Annotated in this window: 9 protein-coding genes; 4 read left to right on the forward strand and 5 right to left on the reverse strand. The window is 67.5% G+C overall.

The genetic code is table 11. The features are described from left to right. Positions 1-14: 14 nt before the first annotated feature. The 5 genes from OHT21_RS15365 to OHT21_RS15385 form a co-directional block, all read right to left on the reverse strand. Complete coding sequence (locus OHT21_RS15365) at positions 15-992, reverse strand: ABC transporter permease (protein ID WP_328768862.1); 978 nt, start codon at positions 990-992, stop codon at positions 15-17. 99 nt (positions 993-1,091) lie between these two features. Further along, positions 1,092-2,885 carry an ABC transporter substrate-binding protein gene (locus OHT21_RS15370; protein ID WP_328768863.1) on the reverse strand — a complete coding sequence of 598 codons (1,794 nt, stop codon included), beginning with the start codon at positions 2,883-2,885 and terminating at the stop codon, positions 1,092-1,094. 101 nt (positions 2,886-2,986) lie between these two features. Continuing rightward, complete coding sequence (locus OHT21_RS15375; RefSeq protein ID WP_328768864.1) at positions 2,987-4,030, reverse strand: ABC transporter permease; 1,044 nt, start codon at positions 4,028-4,030, stop codon at positions 2,987-2,989. Between the two features lie 418 nt (positions 4,031-4,448). Next, complete coding sequence (gene typA / locus OHT21_RS15380; protein ID WP_328768865.1) at positions 4,449-6,356, reverse strand: translational GTPase TypA; 1,908 nt, start codon at positions 6,354-6,356, stop codon at positions 4,449-4,451. A 168-nt stretch (positions 6,357-6,524) separates the two neighbouring features. Beyond that, a complete protein-coding gene (locus OHT21_RS15385; RefSeq protein ID WP_328768866.1) occupies positions 6,525-8,888 on the reverse strand; it encodes an ABC transporter substrate-binding protein in 2,364 nt (787 codons plus the stop codon). 379 nt (positions 8,889-9,267) lie between these two features. On the opposite strand from OHT21_RS15385, the gene OHT21_RS15390 reads away from it, so the two are divergent. The 4 genes from OHT21_RS15390 to OHT21_RS15405 are packed head-to-tail and all read left to right on the forward strand — an operon-like array spanning position 9,268 to position 13,107. After that, positions 9,268-9,555 carry a hypothetical protein gene (locus OHT21_RS15390; protein WP_328768868.1) on the forward strand — a complete coding sequence of 96 codons (288 nt, stop codon included), beginning with the start codon at positions 9,268-9,270 and terminating at the stop codon, positions 9,553-9,555. Between the two features lie 20 nt (positions 9,556-9,575). Further along, a complete protein-coding gene (locus tag OHT21_RS15395) occupies positions 9,576-10,397 on the forward strand; it encodes a hypothetical protein (protein WP_328768869.1) in 822 nt (273 codons plus the stop codon). Further along, positions 10,397-12,340, forward strand: coding sequence for a fumarate reductase/succinate dehydrogenase flavoprotein subunit (locus tag OHT21_RS15400; RefSeq protein ID WP_328768870.1), 1,944 nt, complete (start codon positions 10,397-10,399; stop codon positions 12,338-12,340). The genes OHT21_RS15395 and OHT21_RS15400 overlap by 1 nt, the downstream gene beginning before the upstream one ends. Then, positions 12,337-13,107 (forward strand): succinate dehydrogenase/fumarate reductase iron-sulfur subunit, encoded by a 771-nt coding sequence (locus OHT21_RS15405; RefSeq protein WP_328768871.1) that lies wholly within the window; start codon positions 12,337-12,339, stop codon positions 13,105-13,107. Before OHT21_RS15400 ends, OHT21_RS15405 begins: the two co-directional genes overlap by 4 nt. The last annotated feature ends 93 nt before the right edge of the window (positions 13,108-13,200 follow it).

Genomic DNA, 13,200 nt, shown 5'->3' on the forward strand with positions numbered 1-13,200 from the left:
GTGGTTGGTTCTTCCTAGGAGAGCCGGACGCGCGGGTCGATCCAGGCGTACACGATGTCGACGAGGATGTTCAGCATCAGGATGACGCAGGCTCCGACCAGCATGACGCCCATCGTCAGCGGGAGGTCCTTGTTGACCGCGCCGTCCACTGCGAGGCGTCCGATGCCCTGGAGGGAGAAGGTCAGTTCGGTGACCACACCACCACCGAGCAGCGAGCTGAGGTCGATTCCGAGGACGGTGACGATCGGGATGAGCGAACCGCGCCAGGCATAGCGGAAGAAGACGTAACGCTTCGGCATGCCCTTGGCCCGGGCGGTGCGCACGTGCTCTTCTGCGAGCTGCTCGATGAGGGAGGCGCGCGCCATACGCGTGTACTGGGCGGTGAAGATGGTGGCCATCACGGCCATGGGAATCCACAGCCCGGCGAGCCAGCCGAACGGATCGTCCGTGAATGGCACGTACTTGGGGTCCTCCACCCAGCCGGTGCTGTAGACGAAGATCAGCAGCACGATGGGACCGAGGAAGTAGATCTGGAACGAGCTGAGCACCATGGACGTACCGGTGGCGACCTTGTCGACCACGGATCCGCGCCGGTAGGCGGCGAGCATTCCCGCGCCGATGCCGACGGTCAGGAATACGCACATGGCGCCGATCGTCAGCGAGATGGTCAGCGGGAAGCGGTCCATGATCGTGTCCCAGACCAGGTCGCCCGAGTAGAACGACTGGCCCAGGCACGGAGCCGGGCAGTGGCCGTCCGGGAAGTCACGGCCCACCACGATGGCGGACATGAAGTCCCAGAACTGCTGGCTGACGGGCAGGTTGAGGCCGAGCGCCTCGCGGATGTCCTCCAGTCTCGCTGGGGAGCAGTCCCTGCCACAGGCCAGAGACGCGTAGTCGGATGGCGCGGCGACGAAGAGGAAGAAGGTGACGGCACCGATGAGGAACAGGGTGACGAAGGCACCGACCAAGCGCCGGAGGATGAACTGAAGCATGGCGGGGAGGCTGCTCTCTGCGGAGACGGAAGGGCGGTTTCACGGAACCGCGAGGGTGCGCTCCGCCTGGTGCGCACCCTCGCGATCAGCCGTAGAGAGTTACGACTTCAGGAACAGTCGGGTGACGTCCATGTAGCTCGACTCGGTGCTGTAGCGGGCACCGCCGACGTTCGAACCGTAGAGCTGGATCTGCTTGGTGTACCACAGCGGAGCGGCGGGGTTGATCTCCTCCAGGATGCGGTGGTGCGCTTCCTGCCAGGTCTTCTCGGCCTCGGTCGGCTCCTGGGTCACGGCCTTCTTGATGAGCTCCTGGACCTTCGCGTCGTTGATGTGCGAGTAGTTCGGCGAACCGTCGGCGATCTGGTCACCGTCGTACACCGGCGTGACGACCGTGCCCGGCGACGGCCAGTCCTGGCCCCAGCCGCTGATGTAGATGTCGTACGGGTTCTTGATCTTGCCGATCTGCTCGTAGTAGCTCGCCTGGTCGATCTCCTTGGCGACGACGTCGATGCCGATCTTGGTCAGGGCGTCCTCGACGGCGACCTTGCGCTTCTGCCCGGCCTCGGAGTTGGCGTAGGCGAAGACGAGCTTCTTCTCGGCGGCCGGGACGTCCTTCAGGAGCTCCTCGGCCTTCTCGATGTTGCCGCTCGGGTTCTTCAGACGCTCGAACGGGTCGTAGTTCGGCTCGTAGCCCGGCAGGGTCGGGGCGAACAGGTTGGGGGCGACGTCGCCACCGTACGCGCCTCCCTCACCGGCGATGAGCGACTTGGAGTTCACCGCGTAGGTGATGGCGTCGCGGACCTTCTTGTTCTTGACCCGGTCCAGGTTGAAGTTCAGCACCTGGACGTAGGGCTGGTAGCCCTTGATCGTGCGCTGGTTGACGGACGAGGCGCTGATGACGTCCTGGATCGAGGTGGCCTCGACGCTGCCGGTGAGCTGGATGGCGCTCTTCGCGTCGCCCTGGTCGGCGATCAGACGCTTGGTCTGCGTCGACTCGGTGACACCGAAGTCGATGTTGAAGCCGTCCACGTACTGGTGGCGCACGGAGTCGGTCTTCGGGTCCCACTGGTCGTTCTTGACGAGCTTGAGGGACTTGCCGACCTTGTACTCGGCGATCTTGTACGGGCCGAGGGAGACCGGCGCCTTGTCGTACTTCTCCTTCGTGTCGGTCTCCTCCGGAACGATGGAGTAGCCCGGCATGGCGAGCGTCTGCGGCAGGTCCGGACGCGGCACGTCGAAGTGGAAGACGATCGTCTTGTCGTCCGGGGTCTCCAGGACGTCATCCGGCAGGTGCTTGTTGCCGAAGCCACCGTCCGGCAGGGCCTTGCGGTAGTCCGCACCGCTCAGCCAGGTCTGCAGGTAGGTCGGTCCGTCGAAGATGAACTCGGCGTAGGTGCGCTCGATGGTGTGGCGGACGTCGGCCGAGGTGATCTCGTTGCCGTTCTGGTCCTTGACGCCGTCCTTGAGCTTGAACGTCCAGGTCTTGCCGTCGTCGGAGGACTGACCGGAGTCGGTGGCGAGGTCACCGACCACGGCGACACCGCCCTTTCCGTCCTCCTCGAAGTTGGTCAGACCGCGGAACACCAGGTTGGCGACCTGGCCGGCGTCGGACACGTAGATCTGCCCCGGGTCCATGTGGGACAGGCCCGCCTCCTGGTAGACCTGGATGGTGCCGCCGGGCTTGGCGCCGGGCACCTCCTCGGCGGGGCCGGTCGACGCTGCCGCGTCGGCGTAGGTGACTGGCTTCGACTGGGCAGCGGCCGCCTTCTGGTCGTCCGCGGTGTTCTCCTTGGAGTCCGTGCCCTTGTTCTCCGAGCAGCCGGTGAGCGCGAGTGATCCGGCCGCGATCGCGACCACTATGGCGCGCGCTCTGCGCGAGGTGAGCGACTTCATGCGGTGTAAGCACCTACCTGTCGGTTGTTATCCATGAGTACTGCCTGACGCGGCTGGTAGGCCGACGAGGGGGCGGCAGTTCACCCCCCACAAATGGACGATCAGCGCCCGGACTTGGGGTCGAAGGCATCCCGTACGGAGTCTCCGAGGAGGTTGAAGCACAGGATGAAGATCACCAACGCCACGCCCGGGAAGAACATGAACGCCGGGTCCTGCTCGGCGTACTTGGCGCCGGCGGCGAACAGCCGTCCCCAGTCCGGAGTCGGCTCGACGAAACCGACCCCGGCGAAGGAGAGGAAGGCGATGGTGAGGATGACGCTGGGCAGCTGATACGTGAACTGGATGAGGATCGGCGAGACGATGTTCGGCAGGATCTCCTTGCGGACGATCCGCCCCGGCGACGCGCCGGAGACTTTGGCGGCCTCGACGAACTCCCGCTCACGCAGGGACAGCACGGTGGAGCGGACGATGCGCGCCATGCCCATCCAGCCCAGCAGCCACAGCACGATCAGAATCGCCACCGCGCGGAAGTACGTGGGGGTCTCCTCCCGCGGGTCCACGAAGAACGAGGTCACGACGGGCATGAAGGCGATGAAGAACAACTGCTGCGGGAACGAGAGGAAGAAGTCGGTGACCCGGCCGAGCCAGTAGTCGGTCCGCCCGCCGAAGTAGCCGCCTACCATGCCGATGATGACGCCAGTGACCATCAGCAGCGTGGTCACGCCCAGCGCCATGAACAGCGAGGTGCGCATGCCGTACACCAGCATGGCGAACAGGTCGCGGCCGAGCTGCGGTTCGACGCCGAACCAGTGATCCCCGGAGACGCCGCCGAGATAGCCGAGTGGCAGACCGAAGTCGTCCAGCACGGGGTCGTCCGCGTAGGTGGGGTCCTGGCCGTACAGCGTGTACGGGTTGGTGCCACTGATCGCGGTGAGCAGCGGGGCACACAGCGCGATCACGAAGTAAAAAATCACTACCCCGGCGCAGAACATCCCGGTACGGTCCCGCTTGAAGCGCTGCCACATCAGCTGGCCGGGGGAACGGCCCTCAAGCTTCTTGGGCACGACGGCCTCGGTGGTCGCCGACAGCTCAGGGTCCAAGGCGACCGACGGGCCGGGGCCCTCGGCCTTGGTTGGACTTGTCATGTGTGTTCTTCCCCCGGGGGACGGAAAGTTGAGCGCAGCACAGATACCGGCAGGTTCTGTGGTTTGGGGGAACTTTCGCCAAGGGAGTCAACGCGCGTCAAGCCCGGAAGACATAGGGATCTCCCTACCGTCAATATTTTGAGCAAAAATTGCGAAGACTGACACCTCATCGCGCTTGACAGGTGAGACGGAATTCCCCCATAACGGACATACAGGGAGTGTTTTCTGTTTACATGTCCGAAACTTGATCGATCGCTCTCCGATAGTCGAACGCCGCTGACAGTGAGCGGACAGCACGCCCATGTGATCACGCCAATACCTCCGCCGCACGGGGTTTGAGGGCACGCGGGAAACCCGGCTCTCCTCGCAGCGGAGAACCGGGTCAACCGGCCTTTCAGCAGCCCTCGGTGAAGGAGCGTCAGCCGTGCTTGGCGCGGCTCGCGGCGCGGGCGCGCTCCCGGCCGTCCAGCTTCACCTTGCGGATGCGGGCGGCCTCCGGGGTCACCTCGACGCACTCGTCGTCGCGGCAGAACTCCAGGGACTGCTCCAGGGAGAGCTTGCGCGGCGGGACGATCGCCTCGAACGAATCGGCCGAGGCCGACCGCATGTTGGTGAGCTTCTTCTCCTTGGTGATGTTCACGTCCATGTCGTCGGCGCGCGAGTTCTCGCCGACGATCATGCCCTCGTACACCTCGGTGCCGGGCTCCACGAAGAGCACGCCGCGCTCCTGAAGGTTCGTCATCGCGAACGCGGTGACTGCGCCGGCGCGGTCGGCGACCAACGACCCGTTGTTACGGGTCTGGAGGGCGCCGAACCACGGCTCGTGGCCCTCGTGGATGGAGTGCGCGATGCCCGTGCCGCGCGTGCTCGTCAGGAACTCCGTACGGAAGCCGATGAGGCCCCGGGACGGCACCACGAACTCCATGCGGACCCAACCCGAGCCGTGGTTGGACATGTTGTCCATCCGGCCCTTGCGGACACCCATGAGCTGCGTGACCGCGCCCATGTGCTCCTCGGGGACGTCGATCGTCATCCGCTCGACCGGCTCATGCAGCTTGCCGTCGACCTCCTTGGTGACAACCTGCGGCTTACCGACCGTCAGCTCGTAGCCCTCACGGCGCATGGTCTCGACGAGGATCGCGAGCGCGAGCTCACCGCGGCCCTGCACCTCCCAGGCGTCAGGACGCTCGGTGTCCAGCACGCGCAGCGAGACGTTGCCGACGAGCTCGCGGTCCAGACGGTCCTTCACCTGACGGGCCGTGACCTTGCGGTCCTTGACGGCCGTCTTCGCGTCGGCGCCCTTGCCGGTGCCGCCACGGCCGACCAGCGGCGAGGTGTTCGTACCGATCGTCATCGAGATCGCCGGCTCGTCGACCGTGATGAGCGGCAGCGCGACCGGGTTCTCGGGGTCGGCCAGGGTCTCGCCGATCATGATGTCGGGGATACCGGCGACGGCGCAGATGTCACCGGGGCCTGCCTTCTCGGCGGGCTTGCGGGTCAGCGCCTCGGTCATCATCAGCTCGCTGATCCGTACGCTGCTGACGCTGCCGTCCCGCTTGATCCAGGCGACCGTCTGGCCCTTGCGCAGCTCGCCCTGCTCGACGCGGAGCAGCGCGATACGGCCGAGGAAGTTGTCCGCGTCCAGGTTGGTGACGTGCGCCTGGAGGGGGGCCTCCTCGTCGTACACCGGGGCCGGGACGTGCTCCAGGATCGTGGAGAAGAACGGCTCCAGGCTGTCGCTGTCCGCCGGGACGGTGCCGTCCTCCGGCTTTGTCAGCGAGGCGACTCCGTCGCGTGCACACGCGTAGACGATGGGGAACTCGATCTGGTCCTCGTCGGCGTCGAGGTCCAGGAAGAGGTCGTACGCCTCGTTCACCACGTCGTCGATACGGGAGTCCGGGCGGTCCGTCTTGTTGATGCACAGGATGACGGGCAGCCGGGCCTGCAGCGCCTTGCGCAGCACGAAACGGGTCTGCGGCAGCGGGCCCTCGGAGGCGTCGACGAGCAGGACCACCGCGTCGACCATCGACAGACCGCGCTCGACCTCACCGCCGAAGTCGGCGTGGCCGGGGGTGTCGATGATGTTGATGGTGATGACGTCGCCGCCGGCCTTCGGGTGGTACTTCACCGCCGTGTTCTTGGCGAGGATCGTGATGCCCTTCTCACGCTCCAGGTCGTTCGAGTCCATCATGCGGTCGTCGAGCGACTCGGCGGCATGCGCGGCGAAGGAGCCGGCCTGCTTGAGCATGGCGTCGACCAGTGTGGTCTTGCCGTGGTCGACGTGGGCGACGATGGCGACGTTACGAATGTCGTGGCGCGTGGCCATAGTGAGGCGCTTCTCCCGGGGTGAGTGAACGGCCGACGCGCAGATCTTGTTTACGCGGGCCCTGCCGGGCGGAACATGCCACGGCCTTACCCCATCGTAAGGGGAGCTGTGGGAAGCAGGTCCCACAGCCCCTCATACGCGGAAGTGGGGGACGGGTCGGGCGCCGACTCAGGACGTCCGCTTTGTGCCCTTCTTGAGGTAGCCCATGTCCTCGTACACCGGTGTCTCGAAGCCGAACGCGCCCGCGTTGACCAGGTTCTTCCGGGCAGCGACAAGCTGGGGCCGCTGGTAGAGGGGGATCGAGCCGGCGGCGGCCCAGATGCGGGCGTCCGCCTTGCGGACCAGGGAGCGGGACTTGCTCTCGTCCAGTTCGGCGGCGGCCTGGTCGAAGAGCTGGTCGACCTGGTCGGTGCCGACGCGCGTGTAGTTCTGCTCGACGTTGAGGGAGCCGTCCGCGGCCGGTACCGGCTTGGCGTAGATGGGGCGGGCGTCCGTGGCGGGGAAGGCGGACGCGGGCCAGGAGTAGAGCGCCAGGTCGTACTGGCCCGAGGCGATGTGGTCCTTGAAGTAGCTCGCGTCGGAGACCTTGGAGATCTCCGTACGGATGCCGATGTCGTCCAGCATCCGCGCGATGCGCTCACCGACCGCCCGCAGCGACTCCGTACCCGGTCCCGAGGGGAGTACGAAGCGCAGCGACAGCGGCTTGCCGTCCTTGGCCAGCGGCCCGGCCGCGGCACCTGCGGGAGCGGCGGTGCCCTTCGGCGCGTACGCCCCTGACGCCCCGCCGCGCTTGACCTCCCCCTCCTGCGCCAGCTCCTGGTTTTCCTCGTCGGACTCGTCGGACCCGTCGGACCCGTCGGCCTTCTCGTCCTGCGCGGCGGCCTGGTCGAGGAGCGCCGTGCGCAGCTGGGCGATGGGCGCGGGCGCGAGCACGGCGGAGGTGCCGTACTCGGCGGGCTTGCCGTCGTCGCCGGAACCTTCAGAGCCATCGGAGCCTTCGGAAACTTCGCCGTACGACGCCTCGCCGGAGGCCGGGTCGTACGCCGCACCGGGCTTGTTGTCCTCCCCCACGACGTACGTATCGTCGTCGGACTTCTCGGAGCCCCCCGAATTCTCGGAGGCCTCGCTGCCGGCCCCCTTCGCCGCCTTCTCCCCCTTCTTCTCCTTGATGGGCCCGCCCCGTTTCCAGCCCGCGTCCGCGAGCAGCGCCTGTGCCTCCTCGGTGTCCTGCTCGCCGAGGGCACCGCTGTTGTCGGCGTACGCGGCCTGTCCGGCGAGGGCGAGGTGGCTGCCGACGGGTTCGGCAGGCAGGGCGAGAGGCTGGAGTACGACCCTGGCGAGCTCGTCGCGGTCGAGGGCGCGGGCCACGGCTCGGCGGACGCGTTCGTCGGCAAGCGGGCCTTCGGCTCCGTTGAGGGCGAGCTGGGTGTAGACGGGTTCCAGGGACTTGCGGACCTCGAAACGGCGCAGCGCCAACTGCTGCTCGCGGTACTTCGCGAGCGCCTTGTTCCGCCGCTCGCGGGCGGTGGTCTCCTCGTCGGCCGCCTCCTCGTCCGAGCCGTTCGCGATCGCCCAGGAGCGCAGCGCCTGCGCGGGCGTGAGCTCGGTGTCGGGGCCGTGGGCGAAGGGCGCCCCGGCGGAGCCCTTGGCGTCGGCGGCGGTGGTGATGCGCCGGGCCGCGGAGGGGTCGATCTCGGCGAGGTCGAGCCGGCCGGCGGCGAGCGCGGCGGCGCGCTTGTTGCGCGGTACGGCGCGCAGGACCAGTTCGGAGAGCCTGGGCTTGTGGCCCCACCAGCGCGGGTTGCGCTCCAGCCGGACCTCGCCGGCCTTGCGGTTGATCTTGTCGATCCTGAAGGGACCGGCGGTGACCTTCAGCTTGCGGCGGGCACCGTCGTTGAAGGTGTCCGGGGTGCCCATCACGTCCTTCGGGTACAGCGGCGAGAACAGCGAGCGCCAGTCCGCGTACGGCTTGCTGAAGGTGACCCGTACCTCGAGGTCGCTGTCGCCGCGTTCGATCTTCTCGATGCGTTCGTAGCCGGCGTTGCGGGCGGTCCAGTACGCGGTGTCCTTGCCGGACAGGGCGCGCCACTGGGCGGCGAAGTCGGCGGCGCCGATCTCGCGGCCGTCGCTCCAGACTGCCTGCTGGTTGAGCTTGTAGAGCACGACCTGCTGGGGCTCGCGCTCGATGATCTCCGCGGACTCCAGGTAGTCGGGGTTGCGCTCGGGCCGGCCCCGCTGGTCGATCCGGTACATCGAGGGCAGGACCGCGCCGGCGACCCGGGAGGTGGTGGCGTCGGCGTCCGCTTGGAAGGTGTTGAGGGTCGCCGGGACCGTGTCCACGGCCCAGCGCAGAGTGCCGCCGTCGGCGATCCGGTCGCGTTCCGCGGGGGCGATGTCCTGACCGGCGAGGGGTCGCCGGGTGGCCGGGTCCTCCTCACTGCACGCGGCGAGAGAGGGCACCGCGAGCACGCCCGCCGTGAGGAACGCGACCGAGCGCATGGCCGCGCGCGGTCCGACGCCGTGGTGGGACATGACTGATACCTCCGGGGCGGTTCTGATCACGTGGCTGAACGCACGGGTTGATCACTGGGGCGGAACACGCGGATTGTCGCGTTTGGTGAGTTAGATCACGTTTGGCCGTATTATGGAGTTGATCAGATCTATCGCCCTACTGAAGGGGCTGGCCCCCGGGTCACAGAGGCGCCACGGCGATGGGTACGCGAAAGCTCACCCATGCGGCCTAGCAAAGGGCGCACTGCCGACGGCGGGGGCGCGCGTGTGGCGTGAATACGCGACACGATCGGTTAATCCATGCAGATCCCTTCACAGGGGCCGATGTGACGCGCGACACTCGCAGGCGCATGAACGTTGCCGCCTTGGACCACAGGGTCCGTGGAAGTGAGGGCACGCCATGTCCGTGCAAGACGACCTGACAACAGTCCAGCGCGCTCTCGACGACCTGTACCGGTCAGTGGGGCGCCTGGAACAGCAGATCGGTGGCGGTCTGGAGATGCGCCGTGTGCGCACCGACGCCGACCACCTGCGCGAGAGTGTGGCGCTGCTGCGCGAGGCCGCCCCCGGCCTCAAGACACCGCGGCGTCCCGACCTCGTGTCCATCCCCGACACCCCGTACGACAGCACTCTGTGGACGGACTCGGACGACGAGGGTCTCGGCGCCCGCGACCGGCACGCACCCTGATCCGACTGGAGTCCACCCCCTTGGCCACTGGTACGGAACCCGAACTGAACAGCGGCGGCGTAAGAACTCCCACGCGCGCCGCGATCGCCGCCCAGCATCTGCGGACGGACCGCTGGTGGCTGCAGCCCGCAGCCACCGCGGCCGGTCTGCTGGCTTTCATCGTCTACTCGACGTGGCGGGCGTTCGCGAACACCGACTACTACGCGGCGCCGTATGTCTCGCCGTTCTACTCGCCGTGTCTGGCGGAGAACTGCGAGCCGATGCGGGCGGGCCCGAACTGGGAGATCTTCGGTGGCTGGTGGGGCCTGTCCCCCGCCCTGCTCATCCTGATCTTCCCGCTGGGCTTCCGGCTGACCTGCTACTACTACCGCAAGGCCTACTACCGGGGCTTCTGGGCCTCACCTCCGGCCTGCGCGGTCGCCGAGCCGCACAAGAAGTACACCGGCGAGACCCGCTTCCCGCTGATCCTGCAGAACATCCACCGCTACTTCTTCTACGCCGCGATCCTGGTCGCCGGCATCCTCACGTACGACACCGTGCTCGCCTTCCGCGACGAGCACTACGAGTGGGGCCACATGGGTCTCGGCACCCTGGTCTTCCTGGTCAACATCGTGCTGATCTGGGCGTACACCATCTCCTGCCACTCGTGCCGGCACATCGTCGGCGGGCAGCTCAAACACTTCTCCAAGCACCCCGTGCGCTACCGGATGTGGCAGTGGGTCGGCAAGCTCAACGCCCGGCACATGCTGCTCGCCTGGGCCTCGCTGGTGAGCGTGGCGCTCGCCGACTTCTACGTGTATCTGGTCGCGTCCGGTGCCTTTGACGATCCGAGGTTGTTCTGATGCCCGTAGTTGACCGGCAGGAGTGGGACGTCGTCGTGGTCGGCGCGGGCGGCGCAGGGCTGCGGGCCGCGATCGAGGCACGGGAGCGGGGCGCGCGTACGGCCGTGATCTGCAAGTCGCTGTTCGGCAAGGCGCACACGGTGATGGCCGAGGGCGGCATCGCGGCGGCCATGGGCAACGTGAACTCCGGCGACAACTGGCAGGTCCACTTCCGCGACACCATGCGCGGCGGCAAGTTCCTCAACCAGTGGCGGATGGCCGAGCTGCACGCGCAGGAGGCCCCGGACCGCGTCTGGGAGCTGGAGACCTGGGGCGCCCTCTTCGACCGTACGAAGGACGGGCGGATCTCCCAGCGCAACTTCGGCGGGCACGAGTACCCGCGGCTCGCGCACGTCGGCGACCGTACGGGCCTGGAGCTGATCCGCACGCTCCAGCAGAAGATCGTGTCCTTGCAGCAGGAGGACTTCAAGGAGACCGGGGACTACGAGTCGCGGCTGAAGGTCTACCAAGAGTGCACGGTCACCCGGGTCCTCAAGGACGGGGACCGGGTCTCGGGGACCTTCTGCTACGAGCGGGAGTCCGGCCGTTTCTTCGTCCTCGAAGCCCCCTCGGTCGTGATCGCCACGGGTGGCATCGGCAAGTCCTTCAAGGTGACGTCGAACTCGTGGGAGTACACCGGGGACGGACACGCGCTGGCGCTGCTTGCCGGGGCGCCCCTGCTCAACATGGAGTTCGTGCAGTTCCACCCGACGGGCATGGTCTGGCCGCCGTCCGTGAAGGGCATCCTCGTCACCGAGTCGGTGCGCGGGGACGGCGGGGTGCTGCGGAACTCCGAGGGCAAGCGGTTCATGTTCGACTACATCCCGGACGTGTTCAAGGAGAAGTACGCGCAGTCCGAGGAGGAGGGCGACCGCTGGTACGAGGACCCGGACAACAACCGGCGTCCGCCCGAACTGCTGCCGCGTGACGAGGTGGCGCGGGCCATCAACGCGGAGGTCAAGGCGGGCCGTGGTTCGCCGCACGGCGGGGTCTTCCTCGATGTGTCGACGCGAATGCCCGCCGAGGTGATCAAGCGGCGGCTGCCGTCGATGTACCACCAGTTCAAGGAGCTCGCCGACGTCGACATCACCGCCGAGGCGATGGAGGTCGGGCCGACCTGCCACTACGTGATGGGCGGGATCGCGGTCGAATCGGACACGGCGGCGGCGCGCGGGGTGCCGGGGCTGTTCGCGTCCGGGGAGGTCGCGGGCGGTATGCACGGCTCCAACCGGCTCGGCGGCAACTCGCTCTCCGACCTGCTGGTGTTCGGACGGCGGGCCGGGCTGCACGCGGCTCAGTACGCGGCCGGTCTGGGCGAGCGGCCCGCGGTGGACGACGGCCAGATCGACGCGGCGGCGGCCGAAGCGCTGCGGCCGTTCTCGGCGGAGGGCCCCGAGGCGGGTGCGGAGGAGGCCGGACGGCCGCCGGAGAACCCGTACACCCTCCATCAGGAGCTCCAGCAGACGATGAACGACCTCGTCGGCATCATCCGCCGGGAGGCGGAGATGGAGTCGGCGCTGAAGAAGCTGGCGGATCTGCGCGTACGGGCGCGGCGGGCCGGGGTCGAGGGGCACCGGCAGTTCAACCCCGGCTGGCACCTCGCGCTCGACCTGCGCAACATGCTGCTGGTCAGCGAGTGCGTGGCGCGCGCCGCCCTGGAGCGTACGGAGTCGCGCGGCGGCCACACCCGTGAGGACCATCCGACGATGGAGCGGGAGTGGCGGCGGATCAACCTGCTCTGCCAGCCGACCGACCCCACGGGCGGCTTGGCGGCCACCGATCCGGTACGCGGCCAGATCAGGCTCGTCCGCGAGACCACCGAGCCCATCCGCCAGGACCTGCTCGCCCTCTTCGACAAGGAAGAGCTGGTCAAGTACCTCGCCGAAGAGGAGCTGTACGAGTGAGCAGCTATGAGGCCCGCTTCAAGGTGTGGCGCGGGGACGCCGAGGGCGGTGGCCTGGAGGACTTCAAGATCGAAGTCAACGACGGCGAGGTGGTGCTGGACATCATCCACCGCCTCCAGGCGACCCAGACCCCGGATCTGGCCGTGCGCTGGAACTGCAAGGCGGGCAAGTGCGGTTCGTGTTCGGCGGAGATCAACGGCCGGCCGCGGCTGATGTGCATGACGCGGATGTCGGTGTTCTCGCGCGAGGAGACGATCACGGTGACTCCCTTGCGGGCGTTTCCCGTTGTACGTGATCTCGTCACCGACGTCGGCTTCAACTACACGAAGGCGCGCGAGGTGCCGTCCTTCGTGCCGCCCGCCGACCTCGGGCCCGGCGAGTACCGGATGATGCAGGAGGATGTGGACCGGTCGCAGGAGTTCCGCAAGTGCATCGAGTGTTTCCTGTGCCAGGACACCTGTCACGTGGTCCGGGACCATGAGGAGAACAAGCCGGCGTTCGCGGGGCCCCGGTTCCTGATGCGGGTGGCGGAGCTGGACATGCATCCGCTGGACGCGGCGTCCGAAAGCGGCCTTGACCGCAAGAGCACGGCCCAGGACGAACACGGCCTCGGCTACTGCAACATCACCAAGTGCTGTACGGAGGTCTGCCCCGAGGGCATCAAGATCACGGACAACGCCCTGATCCCCTTGAAGGAACGGGCGGTTGACCGCAAGTACGATCCGCTGGTCTGGCTGGGGTCGAAGATCAGGAGGCGTACCTCCTAGGCCTCCTGGACTGACTCCTGGACCTCTGAGCGGTCTCGGGGAAGTGGGCGGTCCCCCTGTTGGGTGCCACACTTCCCCCAGACCGCTCAGCCG

Source organism: Streptomyces sp. NBC_00286 (genome assembly GCF_036173125.1).
Lineage (GTDB): Bacteria > Actinomycetota > Actinomycetes > Streptomycetales > Streptomycetaceae > Streptomyces.

Coding starts and splice junctions, on each gene's coding strand:
- OHT21_RS15365 (WP_328768862.1), bottom strand. CDS start 992: ATGCTTCAGTTCATCCTCCGGCGCTTGGTCGGTGCCTTCGTCACCCTG.
- OHT21_RS15370 (WP_328768863.1), bottom strand. CDS start 2,885: ATGAAGTCGCTCACCTCGCGCAGAGCGCGCGCCATAGTGGTCGCGATC.
- OHT21_RS15375 (WP_328768864.1), bottom strand. CDS start 4,030: ATGACAAGTCCAACCAAGGCCGAGGGCCCCGGCCCGTCGGTCGCCTTG.
- typA (WP_328768865.1), bottom strand. CDS start 6,356: ATGGCCACGCGCCACGACATTCGTAACGTCGCCATCGTCGCCCACGTC.
- OHT21_RS15385 (WP_328768866.1), bottom strand. CDS start 8,888: ATGTCCCACCACGGCGTCGGACCGCGCGCGGCCATGCGCTCGGTCGCG.
- OHT21_RS15390 (WP_328768868.1), top strand. CDS start 9,268: ATGTCCGTGCAAGACGACCTGACAACAGTCCAGCGCGCTCTCGACGAC.
- OHT21_RS15400 (WP_328768870.1), top strand. CDS start 10,397: ATGCCCGTAGTTGACCGGCAGGAGTGGGACGTCGTCGTGGTCGGCGCG.